Origin of the sequence: Aureimonas populi, from assembly GCF_017815515.1 — a bacterium.
Lineage (GTDB): Bacteria > Pseudomonadota > Alphaproteobacteria > Rhizobiales > Rhizobiaceae > Aureimonas > Aureimonas populi.
In genome coordinates this window covers 2,005,100-2,019,831 of record NZ_CP072611.1, presented here as the reverse complement: position 1 = coordinate 2,019,831, position 14,732 = coordinate 2,005,100, and the positions used below count along the sequence as shown (strand labels likewise).

Annotated in this window: 15 protein-coding genes and 2 riboswitches; of the genes, 3 read left to right on the top strand and 12 right to left on the bottom strand. The window is 68.8% G+C overall.

The genetic code is table 11. From position 1 onward, the window contains the following. Positions 1-9: 9 nt before the first annotated feature. Positions 10-984 (bottom strand): WD40 repeat domain-containing protein, encoded by a 975-nt coding sequence (locus J7654_RS09295; protein ID WP_209735640.1) that lies wholly within the window; start codon positions 982-984, stop codon positions 10-12. Beyond that, the gene (locus J7654_RS09290; RefSeq protein WP_209735639.1) at positions 984-2,102 is read right to left on the bottom strand and encodes a CobW family GTP-binding protein; all 1,119 of its coding nucleotides are present in this window, start codon (positions 2,100-2,102) and stop codon (positions 984-986) included. The genes J7654_RS09295 and J7654_RS09290 overlap by 1 nt, the downstream gene beginning before the upstream one ends. A gap of 160 nt (positions 2,103-2,262) precedes the next feature. On the opposite strand from J7654_RS09290, the gene J7654_RS09285 reads away from it, so the two are divergent. The 3 genes from J7654_RS09285 to J7654_RS09275 all read left to right on the top strand — a co-directional run bounded on the left by J7654_RS09285 (position 2,263) and on the right by J7654_RS09275 (position 4,817). After that, positions 2,263-3,288 (top strand): LacI family DNA-binding transcriptional regulator, encoded by a 1,026-nt coding sequence (locus J7654_RS09285; RefSeq protein WP_209735638.1) that lies wholly within the window; start codon positions 2,263-2,265, stop codon positions 3,286-3,288. A 14-nt stretch (positions 3,289-3,302) separates the two neighbouring features. Next, positions 3,303-4,283 (top strand): 2-hydroxyacid dehydrogenase, encoded by a 981-nt coding sequence (locus J7654_RS09280; RefSeq protein ID WP_245195443.1) that lies wholly within the window; start codon positions 3,303-3,305, stop codon positions 4,281-4,283. Between the two features lie 96 nt (positions 4,284-4,379). Further along, entirely contained in the window at positions 4,380-4,817 is a 438-nt protein-coding gene (locus J7654_RS09275; RefSeq protein WP_209735636.1) for a hypothetical protein, read from the top strand. A 51-nt stretch (positions 4,818-4,868) separates the two neighbouring features. Here the strand turns inward: J7654_RS09275 and J7654_RS09270 are convergent, their stop codons facing one another. The 10 genes from J7654_RS09270 to ugpA all read right to left on the bottom strand — a co-directional run bounded on the left by J7654_RS09270 (position 4,869) and on the right by ugpA (position 14,689). After that, positions 4,869-5,531, bottom strand: coding sequence for a GNAT family N-acetyltransferase (locus J7654_RS09270; RefSeq protein WP_209735635.1), 663 nt, complete (start codon positions 5,529-5,531; stop codon positions 4,869-4,871). Further along, entirely contained in the window at positions 5,528-6,409 is an 882-nt protein-coding gene (locus J7654_RS09265) for an alpha/beta hydrolase (RefSeq protein WP_245195442.1), read from the bottom strand. The genes J7654_RS09270 and J7654_RS09265 overlap by 4 nt, the downstream gene beginning before the upstream one ends. After that, entirely contained in the window at positions 6,406-7,044 is a 639-nt protein-coding gene (gene eda, locus J7654_RS09260; RefSeq protein ID WP_209735633.1) for a bifunctional 4-hydroxy-2-oxoglutarate aldolase/2-dehydro-3-deoxy-phosphogluconate aldolase, read from the bottom strand. Before eda ends, J7654_RS09265 begins: the two co-directional genes overlap by 4 nt. 37 nt (positions 7,045-7,081) lie before the next feature. Beyond that, positions 7,082-8,566, bottom strand: a complete 1,485-nt coding sequence (locus tag J7654_RS09255) for an alpha,alpha-trehalose-phosphate synthase (UDP-forming) (protein WP_209735632.1) — start codon at positions 8,564-8,566, stop codon at positions 7,082-7,084. Then, positions 8,553-9,290 (bottom strand): trehalose-phosphatase, encoded by a 738-nt coding sequence (gene otsB, locus J7654_RS09250; RefSeq protein ID WP_209735631.1) that lies wholly within the window; start codon positions 9,288-9,290, stop codon positions 8,553-8,555. The genes J7654_RS09255 and otsB overlap by 14 nt, the downstream gene beginning before the upstream one ends. 53 nt (positions 9,291-9,343) lie before the next feature. Further along, positions 9,344-10,150: an N-acetylmuramidase domain-containing protein gene (locus tag J7654_RS09245; protein ID WP_209735630.1), complete on the bottom strand. Its 807-nt coding sequence runs from the start codon at positions 10,148-10,150 to the stop codon at positions 9,344-9,346. Positions 10,151-10,231: 81 nt separating this feature from the next. Then, entirely contained in the window at positions 10,232-11,563 is a 1,332-nt protein-coding gene (locus J7654_RS09240) for a D-amino acid dehydrogenase (RefSeq protein WP_209735629.1), read from the bottom strand. A 40-nt stretch (positions 11,564-11,603) separates the two neighbouring features. Beyond that, positions 11,604-11,716, bottom strand: a riboswitch (glycine riboswitch). Beyond that, positions 11,717-11,805, bottom strand: a riboswitch (glycine riboswitch). A gap of 65 nt (positions 11,806-11,870) precedes the next feature. Then, complete coding sequence (locus J7654_RS09235; protein ID WP_209735628.1) at positions 11,871-12,944, bottom strand: sn-glycerol-3-phosphate import ATP-binding protein UgpC; 1,074 nt, start codon at positions 12,942-12,944, stop codon at positions 11,871-11,873. 4 nt (positions 12,945-12,948) lie between these two features. Next, a complete protein-coding gene (ugpE, locus tag J7654_RS09230) occupies positions 12,949-13,797 on the bottom strand; it encodes a sn-glycerol-3-phosphate ABC transporter permease UgpE (protein WP_209735627.1) in 849 nt (282 codons plus the stop codon). A gap of 10 nt (positions 13,798-13,807) precedes the next feature. Continuing rightward, the gene (gene ugpA, locus J7654_RS09225) at positions 13,808-14,689 is read right to left on the bottom strand and encodes a sn-glycerol-3-phosphate ABC transporter permease UgpA (RefSeq protein ID WP_209735626.1); all 882 of its coding nucleotides are present in this window, start codon (positions 14,687-14,689) and stop codon (positions 13,808-13,810) included. Between the last annotated feature and the right edge of the window lie 43 nt (positions 14,690-14,732).

The following is a 14,732-nucleotide window of genomic DNA, read 5'->3' as shown; positions in this document are numbered from 1 at the left end:
CCGGCCGCGTCAAGCGATGTCGATGACGCCGGCTTCCCCGCCTTCCGTGCCGAAGGCGAGGAAGCGGCCGGCCTTGTCCCAGGCCATGGCGGAGACGGGCGAGCCACCGGGCCGCCGCAGCAGCGCCTCTTTGGCGTCGCCGAAGCGGGCGGCCATCACCATGCCGTCCTGGTAGCCGATGGCCACGACATCGTCGCTCGGATGGCAGGCCACGCACACGACCATGGTGTCGCCGCGCGTGCCCAGCTCCAGCGGCGGCTTGCCCATAGGCCCGTCGCGGCCCGTGAAGGGCCAGAGAATCGCGGCCGGCGCGCCCGAGGTGGCCAGGAACCGCGCCTTCGCCGACCATGACCAGCTCTTCACCTTGGCGGGATAGCCGGTCATGCGCATGTGCTTGCCGTCCTCCAGCCGCCAGCCGTGCAGGGCGTTCTCCTGCATGATGGTGACCAGGAAGCGCCCGTCGGGCGAGAACATGACGCCGGTATGGGCGCCCTTCCACTCCAGTTGCTGCGGGCCGGCGTCGGTCTCGGGGAAAAAGAGCGAGGCCCCGTCGTAACGGGCGCTGGCGAAGCGCAGGCCCTTGGGCGCGAAGGCCAGATCCTCCACCGTGCGCGGGTGGGCGAACTCGCGCAGGCGCCCCTTGCCGCTCACCACATAGGCGTTGCGGCCGGAGGCGAAGCCGACATTGCCCTGCGGCCCGCCGGCGACGGAGGTGATCCATTTGCGGCCGATGGAAGCCAGTTCCACCTGCCGCCCGTCCGGCTCGGTCGTCACGAGACGCCCGTCCTCGCCGCCCGAAATGAGACGCGGCGCGAAGGGGTCGAGGCGCGCCGTCAGGAGGCCGCCCTCATGCGTCTCCAGCACCGTCTCGCCGCCGGCGGGAAAGCGGATCGTGCCGTCCGCGAGCGCGAAGACGGGCCGGTCCTTCAGGAAAGCGGCGGCCTCGACATGGCCGCCGAACTCGTAAGGCGCGATCTGCGGCATCAGGCGGCGTTCGCGGGCTTTGCCATGAGGAACTGGAACTCCTTGTCCAGCAGCCCGCCATCCAGCTTGCGGCCGATGAGGACGAGCCGGCTGGTGCGCTCTTCCCCCTCGCGCCAGGGGCGCTGGTGGTCGCCCTCCACGATCATGTGGACGCCCTGGATCACGTAGCGGTCCGGATCGCCCTTGAAGGCGAGGATTCCCTTCAGGCGCAGGATGTTCGGCCCCTGCGTCTGGGTGAGGTTCTGCACCCAGGTGAAGAACCGCTTGTCGTCCAGCTCGCCACCCTTCAGCGAGATCGAGGTGACGGTCACGTCATGGATGGGCGCCACCTCGCCGTGATGGTGGTGGTGATCGTGGCCGTGGTGCTCGTGGTCGTGGTCGTGGTCGTGATGATGGTGGTGCTCGTGGTCGCAGTCCGGGCCGCAGACATGGTCGTCATGGGCGTGGGCGGCCTGTTCCAGGAAGGCCGGGTCCTCGTCCAGCACGCGCTTCAGGTCGAAGGCGCCCTGCCCCAGCACGCGGGCCAGGTCGATGGCCGCGCGCTCCGTGCGGTGGATGACGGCATGAGGGTTGATGGCGCGCACCGTCGCCTCCACCTGCGCCAGCTCCTGCGGGGTCACGAGGTCGGTCTTGTTGAGCAGCACCACGTCGGCGAAGGCGATCTGGTCCTCGGCCTCGCGCGAATCCTTCAGGCGCAGCGGCAGGTGCTTGGCGTCCACCAGCGCCACCACGGCGTCGAGCTTGGTCTTGGCGCGCACGTCCTCGTCCATGAAGAAGGTCTGCGCCACCGGCACCGGGTCGGCCAGGCCCGTCGTCTCCACCACGATGGCGTCGAAGCGGCCGCGGCGCTTGGTCAGGCCCTCCACGACGCGCACGAGGTCGCCGCGCACCGTGCAGCAGACGCAGCCATTGTTCATCTCGTAGATTTCCTCATCGGTCTCCACGATGAGGTCGTTGTCGATGCCGATCTCGCCGAACTCGTTGACGATCACCGCATAGCGCTTGCCGTGGTCCTCCGAGAGGATGCGGTTGAGGAGCGTGGTCTTGCCGGAGCCGAGATAGCCGGTGAGCACGGTCACGGGGATCTGGGCCTCTTCGGCCTTGCCGATATCGGACATGGGGAAACTCCGTCTTGGGTCGCGCCCGATATAGGCCAGCGACCGCGCGATTGCACGGGGTGAAGCCGGGCGCGGCGGCCGACGGACCGTTCCGTTGTTGCGCCCGCGCGCCTGCATCGCTTAAACCCTTTCGGACGAGCGTCGGGGAAGCGGGAGCGCGGTGGCCCAAAAAGTCAAACTGTCGACGATTGCCGAGACGCTCGGACTCTCGACGGCGACCGTATCCCTCGCCCTGCGCGACAGCCCGCTGGTGGCGGAAGCCACGCGCGAGCGCATCAAGGAAGAGGCGCGCAACTCCGGCTATATCTACAATCGCCGGGCCGCGAGCCTTCGCACCTCCAAGTCGGGCATCGTGGGCGTATGCGTCGCCGACATCATGAACCCGTTCTTCGGCGAGATCCTGAAATCGGTGGAGAGCGAGCTGGACCGGCTGCGCCAGACCTTCGTGCTGTGCAACCATCACGACGACCTCGCCAAGCAGCGCTCCTTCGTGGACACCATGCTCCAGCTCGGCGCGGACGGGCTCATCATGTCGCCGGCCGTGGGCACGCCCGGCACCGATATCCGCCTCGCCGAGGAGAACGACCTGCCGGTGACGCTCATCGCGCGCACCGTGGAGGGAGCGGGCGTGAAGAGCTTTCGCGGCGACGATTTCTACGGAATGCAGCTTGCCGTCGATCATCTGATCGCGGCGGGCCACCGGCGCATCGCCATGGTGGGCGGCTCGGACCTGACCTCCACGGGGCGGGAGCGCGAACGTGGCTTTCGCCTGGCGCTGGAGCGCGCCGGCCTGCCCTTTCCGCAGGAATGGCGCCTCAAGGGCCCGCGCGACCGGCATTCGGGCTTCGACGCCGCCGCCCGCTTCGCGGCCCTGGCGGACCGGCCCACCGCCGTCGCCTGCTTCTCGGACCTCGTCGCGCTCGGCTTCATGTACGGGCTGGCGCGGGTGGGCCTCAGGCCCGGCGTGGACGTGGCCGTCACCGGCTATGACGACATCGACGAGGCGGCTATCGCCATGCCCTCGCTCACCACGGTGGCGAACGGCCAGAGCGAGGTGGGGCGCCGCGCCGCCGAGGCGCTCGCGGCGCGGCTGGCCGGGGCGCCGGCCAGCGACGAGGTCGAGCTCATCACCCCGCAATTGAAGATCCGCCAGTCGAGCCAATGCGGCCCGGCCGTCCAGACGTGAAGGGAATCTCCAGCGTGCCAGACCTCAAGACGACGACGATCCTCGTGCCCGGCAAGCTCAATCCCGATACGCTGGAGACGCTCGAAGCCACCTTCCGCGTGCGCCGGCTGCCGAGCCGCGACCCTGGCGAACTCAGCGAGGCCGAGCGCGGCGAAATCCGCGGCATCGCCTCCGCGGGCCCGATCACGGCGGCGATGATGCAGGCCCTGCCGGCTCTCGAGATCGTGGCCAATTTCGGCGTCGGCTACGATGGCGTGGACACGGCCCATGCGGTGGCGAACGGCATCACGGTCACGCATACGCCTGACGTTCTCACGGACGAGGTGGCCGACACCACGATCGGCCTTCTGCTGATGACCGTGCGAGAGCTGCCGCAGGCCGACCGCTATCTGCGCGCCGGGCGGTGGGAGGCCGAAGGCCCCTACCCGCTCACCGCCACCACCCTGCGCGGCCGCTCCATCGGCATCATGGGGCTCGGGCGCATCGGCCTTGCCATCGCCGAGCGGCTGGAGCCCTTCGGCGTCTCCATCGCCTACCACAACCGCTCCCGGCGCGAAGACGTGCCCTATGCCTATCATGACAGCCTGATAGGGCTCGCCGGCGCGGTGGACACGCTCATCATCGCCGCGCCCGGCGGCGCTTCCACCGACAAGGCGGTGAACGGCAAGGTGCTGGAAGCGCTGGGCCCCGAGGGCGTGCTGATCAATATCGGCCGCGGCACGACGGTGGACGAGCCGGCACTGATCGAGGCCCTGAGGGCCGGCGCGATCCGCGCGGCCGGGCTCGACGTGTTCGAGAAGGAGCCGAGCGTGCCGCGCGCGCTGATCGAGGCGCCCAACACCGTGCTCCTGCCGCATGTGGCCTCCGCCTCGCGCCACACGCGCAAGGCCATGGGGGCGCTGGTGGTGGAAAACCTGACGCTCTGGTTCTCCGGCGCGCCGCTCGCCTCCCCCGTTCCCGAGGCCGCCGAGGCCGGGCTCACGAAACGAACATGAGAACGTGACGAGTTTTAATGTTCCGTTTCGCGATCGGTTAACGCTCGGGTAAGATTAAGAAGGTGATACTGGCGGCTCATCCGAAAGGAGACCGTCATGAATTTCGCCGCCATGGTCCTGTCCGTCGGGGTCGCAGGTGCGATCCTCGCCTACAACATGCAGGGGCCGGCGATCGCGGCCAACGAAACGCTCGTGGCCGCCATGCGCCCGTCCGTGGAGATCACCGGATCGATCGGCGCCACCGCCGCGCCGGCCAACGCCATACGGCTCATCGACCTGCGCAGCGGCGCGACGTGCAAGATGGCCCGCCCCGAAACGGGCGAGAGCTTCACGCGCGTGCCGCTCGGCCCCGAATGCGCCAAGGCCCCCCAGCTTGCCGGCGTCGCCTATTGGCGCACGACGCAGGAAGGCTCGCTCATCATGGCCGACCGGGGCGGGCAGACCGTGCTGGAATTCGTGCCGGGCGACGGCGTTCTCTACGAATCGGTCTTTCCGTCCAACGAGCTCATCACCATCGTCCCCGCGCGCGGCTAAGGCCGCGAGGGGAAAAGCGGGGACAGGAAACGGCTCCTTCGGGGGCCGTTTTCACGAGGTGCGCAAATCCGCCAGCGGCCGCCTCTGCCGGCCGCCCGCGTCGAAATTCGCGTCGTCGAGCCAGGCCTCGAACGCCGCGCGCCGGGCCGGCCACTCCCCGTCCAGGATCGAGAACCAGGCGGTGTCACGGTTGCGGCCCTTGACGATCATGTGCTGGCGGAACACGCCCTCGAAGGTGAAGCCGAGCCGGGCGGCCGCGCTGCGCGAGGGGGCGTTGGCGTTGTCGCACTTCCATTCCAGCCGCCGGTAGCCCAGCGCGTCGAAGACATGGGCGAAAAGCACGAAGAAGGCCTCCGTCGCCACGCGCGAGCGCTGGAGCTGCGGGCCGAGCGCGACATTGCCCACCTCGATGACGCCGTTTGCCGTGTCGATCCGCATCAGGGAGAAGAAGCCCGCCGCCCGGCCGCCCTCGCGCGGCAGGATGGCGTAGAAGCGCTTGTCGGCGGCCAGCAGCAGCTCGCGCATCGCGGTGTCGAAAGCCGTTCGGCTCTCGAAGGGCCCGACGGCCAGGAACCGCCAGCCGTCGCGGAACCCCTCGCCGCCCAGCGCCTCGTGCAGCTCGTCGAAGCGTGTCTCGTCGGCGATCGGCTCGAGCACCACGTGGCGACCGGCCAGGATTTGCATGTCGGGTGCGGGGCGGGGCGAAAGGTTCATTGCGTCTCCTCCCTGATAAAGGCGAAAACCGCCTCGCGAATCCCCCTTTCGCCCAGCGGCAGGGCCGTGGCGAAGGAGGTGATCGGCGCGATATGATCGACGCCCTCGAAGAAGCGCGCTTCGGCACGCCCGCCCGCCGCCTCGATGGCGCGGGCCATGGAACGGGTGTTTTCCGGCTCGACCGTCGTGTCGGCAAGGCCGTGGATCAGGAGCGCGGGCGGGCCCTCGCCATCGGCGTAGTTCACCGGCTGGCTCTCCTCGCGGGTCGCCTCGGGGAAGATCCGCTTGTAGCGCTCCTCGTCGAGCGGCAGGAAATCGTAAGGCCCGGCAAGGCCCACGAAGGCGGCGATGCGCCCGGGCGACATGGCCTGCGCCGCCAGATAGCGGTGGTCGAACGCCAGGAGCGCCGCGATCTGCGCGCCCGCCGAATGGCCCAGGAGAACAAGCGGGCGCCGCCCCGGCGGCACGCCATAAGCGCCCTCGCGCAGCGCCCGGTCGATCACGGCCGTCGCCAGCGCGCCATCCTCCACGAAGGCCGGGAACGTGACTTCAGGATAGAGCCGGTAGTTCGGCACGGCGAGGATGAACCCCTCGGCCGCCATCGACTGGCCGACGAAGCGATAAATGTCCTTCGAGCCCGAATCCCAGCTTCCGCCATGGAGGAAGACGACAAGCGGCGTTTCGGCCCCTGCCCCGTCGGGCACGTAGAGGTCGAGGCGCTGGCGCTCGCGAGGCCCGTAGGCGATATCGGAGACCACGACATAGCCCGAGCGCGGCGTGAAGGCGTTGAGCGCGCCCGCCGCGCAGGCAGTGAGGAACAGCGCCAGGGAGACCAGCGCCGCGCCGGGCAGAAGGCGCCTTGCGACGCCCCGCCTCACGCCTTCAGCGCCCGGGCCTCGGCCGCGAGGCGGGCGATGGCGGCAAAGTCGCGGGCGGCCAGCGCCTCCTTCGGCGCCACCCATGAACCGCCCACGCAGACGACATTGGGCAGCGCGAGATAGTCGCCGACATTCCTGGTCGAGACCCCACCCGTCGGGCAGAAGCGGATGCCGGGAAAGACGGGCGCGAGGGCCTTGAGATAAGGCACCCCGCCCAGTTGCTCGGCCGGGAAGAACTTCAGCACCTCGTAGCCGCGCTCGATCATCGTCATCAGCTCGCTGGGGGTCGCGGCGCCCGGCAGGAGGGGCGCCGAGCCGGCGGCGGCGGCATCGACGACGCCCTGCGAGGCGCCCGGCGAGACGATGAACTTCGACCCGGCCTTCTCGGCGGCCTCGAACTGCGCGGCGGTGAGGATCGTGCCCGCCCCGCAGATCGCCTCCGGCACCTCGGCGCACACCGCCTCGATGGCGGCGAGCGCGGCGGGCGTGCGCAGGGTGATCTCGATGGCGGGCAGGCCGCCCTGCACCAGGGCGCGCGCCAGATCGACGCCTTCCTCCGCGCTCGAGACGGCGACGACCGGGATCACCGGCTGGCGGGTGAGGATATCCAGAAGGGCGCGGGCGTCCTGGCTCATGGAAGAGCCCTTTCCTGTCTTAGAGAATGGCGGCGCGTCACGGGTTCTGGCGCGGCTGCAGAACGCCGAGGAGCCGCAAAGCCTTATCCCACGTCCAGGGCTTCTGCAAAATCTCCTCGCTGTCGGCCCGGCTCTGGCGGGCGCATTCCTCCATGGCCTCCAGAAAGCCGTCGCACCAGCGGGCGGCGGTGTTCTCGAACACCTTCTGGCGCATCAGGTGGTATCGGCGCTGGCGCTCCTCCAGCGGCATTTCCAGCGCGTAGTGGAGCGCGCGCGATACGTCGTCGGAGGAATAGGGATTGACGATCAGGGCGGCCGAAAGCTCCGCCCTGGCACCGGCGAAGCGCGAGAGGATGAGCACGCCCGGATCCTGCGGGTCCTGCGCGGCGACGAACTCCTTGGCGACGAGGTTCATGCCGTCGCGCAGCGGCGTGACCATGCATACGCGCGCCGCCCGGTAGATGCCCGCCAGCGCCCGGCGGGTGAAGCCGCGCGTCATGATCTGCATCGGCGTCCAGTCGAGCGTGGCGAAGCGGCCGTTGATGTTGCCGGCGATCTGCTCCAGCTCGGTCCGCAGATCCGCGTAGGCCTCCAGCTCGCCGCGCGAAACGGGCGCCACCTGGAGGAAGCGCACGGACCCTTGCGTCTGCGGGTAGTCCTCCAGAAGCTGCTCGAAGCCCCGGAAGCGCTGGATGATGCCCTTGGAATAGTCCATCCGGTCCACGCCCACGATCTGGGCGCGGCCGCCGGCCATGCCGAGCACCATCTTCTCGTGCTCGCGCGCCTCCTCGCTGGTGGCGAACTCGGCGAAGCCTTCCGCGTCGATGCCGATCGGGAAGGTCGCGGCGCGGATCACCCGCTCGCCCACCCGCAGGCGGCCGCCGTCCAGCTCCTCGCCCTCCAGCTCCTCCACGCAGAAGGACACGAAGTTGCGCCGGTCCGTATCGGTCTGGAAGCCGACGAGATCGTAGGCCAGCATGGCCGAGACGAGGTCGAGCGAGGCGGGCAGCGCGCCGAGGATTTCGGGCGGGCAGAAGGGAATGTGCAGGAAGAAGCCGAGCGGGCCCTTGTGCCCGCGCTCGCGCAGCTCGGCGCCCAGATAGAAGAAATGATAATCGTGGACCCAGACGAGGTCCTGCCCGCCCAGAAGCGGATGCAGCCGCTCGGCGAAGCTGCGGTTGACGGCGCGGTAGGTGCGGTCCGACTGCCGGTCGAACTCCGCGATGTCGAGCCGGTAGTGCAGAAGCGGCCAGAGGGTGCGGTTGGCGTAGTGGAGGTAGAAGCCCTCGGCCTCCTCCACGGTCATGTCGAGCGTCACCAGCTCGGTGTTGCCGTGCGTCTCCACCTTCAGATCGCCGGCCAGGCCGGCCTCGGAGGATTCCCCGCTCCACCCGAACCACAGTCCGCCGCGACGGCGCAGCGCGTCGGCCAGGCCCACCGCCAGCCCGCCCGCCTTGCCCTCGTCGCTCAACGGGCCGACGCGGTTGGAGACGAAGACGAGCCTGCGTTCAGCACCCTCCATCGACATCCTCCATCAGCCAGTCCTTCACCGCCCCGATATCGGCCAGCCGCCGGGTCGCCCCGGTCTCGCCGGGCCCGACCTTGACGCCGATGCCGCCAAGCTCGGCCATCACGGCAAAGGCGAATTCGTCCGTCGTGTCGTCGCCCACATAGATGGGCGTGCGCCCCGCGAAGGGCGCGAGCCGGACGAGGCGGCGCAGCGCTTCGCCCTTGTCCATGCCGGCCGGGTGCACCTCCACGATGCTCTTGCCGTGCATCACCGTCAGCCCCTCGCGCCCGGCCACGGCGGCCGCCATCAGCTCCCTCGCCTCCCCCTCGCATTCGGGGTGCTCGCGATAGTGCAGCACGAGGGCCGTGCCCTTGTCCTCCAGCCGCAGCGCGGAGCCGACGGCCAGGGCCGTGCTCAGATGGGTGCGCACATCCTCCAGCGCCTCGGGGCCGGCGAGGCGCTCGATCGCGCCCCCCTGCGCGACGCGGCTTTCCAGCCCGTGAACGCCGGCCGCCGCGAAGCGATGGGGAGAAAGAAAGCGGTCGAGATCGGCGATGCGCCGCCCGCTGACGATGGCCAGCGCGCCGTCGAGGCGATCGTGCAGGACGGCGAGCCGGTCGAGAAGAGAGGGATCGATGGCCACGCCGTCCGGCTCGGGGGCGAAGTCGACAAGGACGCCGTCGAAGTCGAGAAACAGGGCGTGGCGGCTGGAATCTATGGAGACTGGATCAAGCATCAGGAGGCAAGATAGAGCCCTTGCCCCTTTTCTGCCAGCCGAACGCCGCAATCTTATCCCGAAACGCCGAGGCGATCGAGGGTTGCGCGGTCGGCCATGCCGCTCGGCGCAAGGCCCCCGGCCTTCTGGAACGCCATCACCGCGCCCTGGGTGCGCGGGCCGAAAATGCCGTCCGGGGCAAGCGGGTGGCCATGCCGGACCAGCGCCTTCTGAAGCGCGGCGACGGCCGGACCGCGCGCGCCGAGGCGCAGGCCCTCCACGGGCCGGGCCAGAAGGCGGCGCGCCTTGGCATGGGCCTCCGCGATCTTGGCGTCGTAACGATTGGCCGCGAAGCCCGGGCCGTTGTAGCGCCGTGCAAAGCCCTTGTGGTCGCCCGACAGGAGCAGCCGGTGAAGCGCCCCTTCCTTCAGGAACCGCGCGACGAGAATGAACTGGCCCTTCGCGGACTGCCGGGCGAGATCGGCCATGGCGTGCACGCTGGCAAAGCCCAGCCGCTTCCAGTGCTCGCCCATCACCTGCCCCAGCCCCCAGGAGGTGGCGCGGTAGGCGGCCGCCGCGTCGATGGACGCCGCGCGTTCCAGCATGGCCCAGCGCGCCGGCTGGCCGGCGGGGTTCCTCACCGTGCCGGCCCTGGGGCTCGCCAGCCCAGCGGCACGCGCGATACGGCGCGGGGCCTCGGGCAGCAGGCGGTCGAAGTAATGGCCCTCGAAGCGGATCAGCGGCTCGGAACGGCCACCCACCGGCGCGAATGCCATGGCGTTGGTCTCCACCAGCGCCACCGCGAGCAGCACGCTCGCCGCCACGCCCTCCGAGTCCTGCGTTCCCAGCGCCGCTTCGATCACGTCCTTCGATACAGCCATCGCCCCTGCTCCCGCTCCATTCGACACGGGACGGATTGTCTCGCATCGGCACGGAACGGGAACAGATTGCGGCAGAAAGCCTCAGGCGGCGCGGCGCTCGCCCGCCTTCTCGCGGTTGAGGGGCACGATCTCGGCGCCGGAATGGGCCTGCGCGCGCGGATAGTCGCCCGCCACCTCGGCCGCGATCATCTCGGCCGTGACGGCCGAGAGCGTCCAGCCCAGATGACCATGGCCGGTATTGTAGTAGACGCGCGACTTCGAGCCGCGCCCGACCTTGGGCAGCATGTCCGGCATCATCGGGCGAAGCCCCGCCCACGGCACGACGGAGGCCGTGCCGATGCCGGGGAAACGGTGGCGGCACCAGGCGACGAGCGGCTTGATGCGGTCCCACTTGATGTCGCGATTGTCGCCCGCGAACTCGGCCGTGCCGGCGATGCGCAGGCGGTTCCGGCCCAGCCGGCTGGTGACGATCTTGGCCTTGTCGTCGAGCAGGCTGACCCAGGGCGCGCCCGCGCGGCTTTCCTCGTCCTCCAGGTTCACCGTCACCGAGTAGCCCTTGACGGGGTAGATGTTCACCCGGTCGCCGAGCTGCGCGGCCAGGCGCCGGCTGGCGACGCCCGCGCAGATCACCACCGCGTCGAAGCGGTCGAGGCGCTTGGGCTCCTCGCCCTTGGACCATTCGATGCGCACACCGTCCTCGTCATGGCGCAGGGACGAGACGTCCGCGTCGTAGACGAAGGTCGTGCCATGGCGCGCCGCGGCGTCCGAAAGGCCGCGCGTGAACTTGTGGATGTCGCCGGTGAAATCGCTCTCGGTGAAGAAGCCGCCATGATAGGTGCCGGCCAGCGCCGGCTCGATGGCATGGATCTCGTCATTGGTCAGCGCCCTGCGCTGCAAGCCGCCCTTGGCGTAGAGCGCGTTGACCTTCAGCCCGTGCTCGAATTCCGGCTTGGTCTCGTAGACATGCAGGATGCCGCGCTTCTCGACGTCGAAGTCGATGCCCTCCTCCTCGGCCATCTCGAAGAGATGGCGGCGCGCGTCGATGGCGAGGCGGACGGTGGCGACCGTGTTCTCCTCGTAGGAGCGGGCCGCCATCACGAACTCGAACATCCAGGAGAGCTTGTGCCAGGTCGGCGCCGGATGCACGAGCAGCGGCGCGTCCTTCTTGAACATCCACTTGATGCCCTTGATGAAGGTGGCCGGGTTGTTCCACACCTCGGCGTTGGAGGCCGAAAGCTGGCCGCCATTGGCGAAGGAGGTTTCCATGCCGGCGAAGGGCTGACGGTCGAAGACCGTCACGTCGAAGCCCTGCCGCATGAGCTTGTAGGCCGTGGTCACGCCGGTGATGCCGGCGCCGACGACGGCGATGGTGGGGGCGGAATTATGGGCGGCGGTTGCTGAACGGGCAGTCATAGGCACGATCCTTCCGACTCGTCGATCCCGAGTCCTCGTCGTGCCCCTCTCCGTCATCGGCCTGAGAGTTTCACGGGACGAGGTTCATCCTCCTCCCGCTTTCTCCTTCGGCGGGCGACCGTTGGACGGGCCGCCACTCTCCGGATTTGTGAACCACGCCGCGCGGTCCTTTTGCCTGAGAGTTTCCGGGGCGGTTGCTCCTTCGGCGCCGGCTGTCGACCGGTCTCTCCCGCAAGCGGCGATTACAGGATCAAGATACCTCCCGCCTCTCCGCGCGGCAAGCGCAAAGAAAAGGCATTTTCTGCCTTCAGGCGCGCCGCTTGCCGCTTTGCGTGTCGAAGAGATGCAGATGGTCCGGGTCCGCCAGCGCGGTGAAGGGCGTACCGATCTCGCGCCGCGCATAGCCGGGCATGCGCACCGCGATCTCCGCGGCCCCGCTGGCCGGCGTGCCGTAGATGTAACTCTCGGCGCCCACCATCTCCACGGCCGTCACGGTCAGGTCGAAGGTCAGCCCTTCGGCCGCCTCGCCCGGGCCCAGGATGCGCATGTGCTCAGGCCGGATGCCGAGCGTCGCGCCCGGCCCCGCCCCGCGCGCGCCGGCGAAGGAGAAGACGGACGGCAGGTGCTGCGCCGTGGTCTCGTCCAGCGGCACGAGGTTCATCGCCGGAGAGCCGATGAAGCTGGCGACGAACAGGCTGGCGGGCTTCTCGTAGACCTCCAGCGGCGTGCCGACCTGCTCGATCAGGCCGCCGTTCAGCACCACCAGCCGGTCGGCGAGCGTCATCGCCTCGAGCTGGTCGTGGGTCACGTAGAGGCTGGTGGTCGAAAGGCGCTTCTGCAGGGAGCGGATCTCGGCGCGCATCTGCACGCGCAGCTTGGCGTCGAGATTCGACAGCGGCTCGTCGAAGAGGAAGGCGGCGGGCTCGCGCACGATGGCCCGGCCCATGGCCACGCGCTGGCGCTGGCCGCCCGAAAGCTGGCCGGGCTTGCGGTCGAGGAAGGGGGCGATCTCCAGTATGCCGGCCGCCTCGTCGATGCGCCGCTCGATCTCGGCCTTCGGCGTCCTGCGGTTCTTCAGGCCATAGGCGAGGTTCTGGCGCACGGACATGTGCGGATAAAGAGCGTAGTTCTGGAACACCATGGCGATGTCGCGGTCGGCGGGCTCCTTGTCGTTCACCACGCGCTCGCCGATGCGCACCGTGCCGCGCGTGATGGATTCCAGCCCGGCGACCATGCGCAGGAGCGTGGACTTGCCGCAGCCGGAGGGGCCCACCAGCACCACGAACTCGCCGTCGGCGACGGTCAGGGAAATGCCCTTCACGGATTCGGCCGACGCGCCGGGATAGGTCTTTCCGACCTCCTGAAGATCGATGGACGCCAAGTTCTCACTTCTCCGTTTCAACGAGGCCGCGCACGAACCAGCGCTGCATGAGGAGCACCACCAGCACCGGCGGCAGGATGGCCAGGATCGCCGTCACCATGACCAGATGCCACTGCGTGGCCGCGTCCGCGAAGGACATCATCTTGCGGATGGCAATGATGATCGTGTTCATCTGGTTGTCGTTGGTGACGAGCAGCGGCCACAGATACTGCGTCCAGCCATAGACGAAGAGGATGACGAAGAGCGCGGCGATGTTGGTCTTCGACAGGGGAAGCAGGATGTCCTTGAAGAACCGGATCGGCCCCGCCCCGTCGATCCGCGCCGCCTCCACCAGCTCGTGCGGGATGGTGAGGAAGAACTGCCGGAAGAGCAGCGTGGCGGTGGCGGAGGCGATGAGCGGCAGCGTCAGGCCCGTGTAGGTGTCGATGAGGTTGAGGTCCACCATCACCTTGTAGGTCGGCAGGATGCGCACCTCCACCGGCAGCATCAGGGTGATGAAGATCATCCAGAAGAACGCCATGCGGAAGGGAAAGCGGAAGAAGACGATGGCGTAGGCGGAGATGATCGAGATCACGATCTTGCCCACCGCGATGACGAGGGCCACCACCGTGGTGTTCCACAACAGGCGCCAGACATTGACGCCGCCGATCTGCCCCACGCCCCCGAACAGCGCCTGATAGTAGTTCGCCCACCCCTCGCGGCCCGGCAGCAGCGGCAGCGGCGGGTTGAGGATGGTGCGCAGCGAATGGGTGGAGGCCGAGAAGGTGTAGTAGATCGGAAAGGCGACGATCACGACGCCGAGGATCAGGCACAGATGGGCGAAGGCCGTGGCGTAAGGGCGGTTCTCGATCATGGCCGGCTCCTCATGCGTAGTGCACCTTCTTCTCGATGAAGCGGAACTGGAAGGCCGTCAGCGCGATGACGATGGCCATCAGGATCACCGACTGCGCGGCCGAGGTGCCGAGATTCAGGTTCACGAAGCCGTCGTTATAGACCTTGTAGACCAGCGTCTCGGTGGCCCGCGCCGGCCCGCCGCCCGTCACGGCATGGATGATGCCGAAGGTGTCGAAGAAGGCGTAGGTCGTGTTGATGACGAGCAGGAAGAAGGTCGTGGGCGCCAGGAGCGGGAAGACGATGGTCCAGAAGCGCTTGGCCCCGCGCGAGCCGTCGATGGCCGCCGCCTCGATCAGCGAGCGCGGGATGGCCTGGAGGCCGGCGACGAAGAACAGGAAATTGTAGCTGATCTGCTTCCACGCCGCCGCCATCACCACGAGCACCATGGCCTGGTCGCCGTTGAGCAGCGGGTCCCACGGCACTCCCATGTCGCGCAGCATGTAGGCGAAGGTGCCCATGGCGGGGTTGAACATGAAAAGGAAGAGCATTCCCGCCACGGCCGGCGCCACGGCATAGGGCCAGATCAGCATGGTGCGATAGAGGCCCTTGCCGCGCACCACCTTGTCGGCGGCGGTGGCCAGGAGCAGCGCCACCGACATGGCCAGAAGCGCCGTGGCGAGGCTGAAGACCACCGTCGTCCAGACCGAGCCGAGATAGTTCGGGTCCGACAGGACGGCGCGGAAATTGTCGAGCCCCACGAAGCTGGTGCGCAGGCCGAAGGGGTCCTCGCGCAGCGTCGACTGGTAGATGGCCTGGCTCGCCGGCCAGTAGAAGAAGACGAGCGTGATGGCCACCTGCGGCGCGAGCAGGAGATAGGGCAACAGCTTGTTGGGAAAGGCGGCGTTCTGCACGCGGGCTCCTGACTTGCGGCAAGGGGCCGGGGCGCTCCGCCCG

Bases quoted from the DNA above. Each gene is read 5' to 3' on its own strand.
- J7654_RS09295 (WP_209735640.1), bottom strand. From the start codon at position 984: ATGCCGCAGATCGCGCCTTACGAGTTCGGCGGCCATGTCGAGGCCGCC.
- J7654_RS09290 (WP_209735639.1), bottom strand. From the start codon at position 2,102: ATGTCCGATATCGGCAAGGCCGAAGAGGCCCAGATCCCCGTGACCGTG.
- J7654_RS09275 (WP_209735636.1), top strand. From the start codon at position 4,380: ATGAATTTCGCCGCCATGGTCCTGTCCGTCGGGGTCGCAGGTGCGATC.
- J7654_RS09270 (WP_209735635.1), bottom strand. From the start codon at position 5,531: ATGAACCTTTCGCCCCGCCCCGCACCCGACATGCAAATCCTGGCCGGT.
- eda (WP_209735633.1), bottom strand. From the start codon at position 7,044: ATGAGCCAGGACGCCCGCGCCCTTCTGGATATCCTCACCCGCCAGCCG.
- J7654_RS09255 (WP_209735632.1), bottom strand. From the start codon at position 8,566: ATGGAGGGTGCTGAACGCAGGCTCGTCTTCGTCTCCAACCGCGTCGGC.
- otsB (WP_209735631.1), bottom strand. From the start codon at position 9,290: ATGCTTGATCCAGTCTCCATAGATTCCAGCCGCCACGCCCTGTTTCTC.
- J7654_RS09245 (WP_209735630.1), bottom strand. From the start codon at position 10,150: ATGGCTGTATCGAAGGACGTGATCGAAGCGGCGCTGGGAACGCAGGAC.
- J7654_RS09240 (WP_209735629.1), bottom strand. From the start codon at position 11,563: ATGACTGCCCGTTCAGCAACCGCCGCCCATAATTCCGCCCCCACCATC.
- ugpE (WP_209735627.1), bottom strand. From the start codon at position 13,797: ATGATCGAGAACCGCCCTTACGCCACGGCCTTCGCCCATCTGTGCCTG.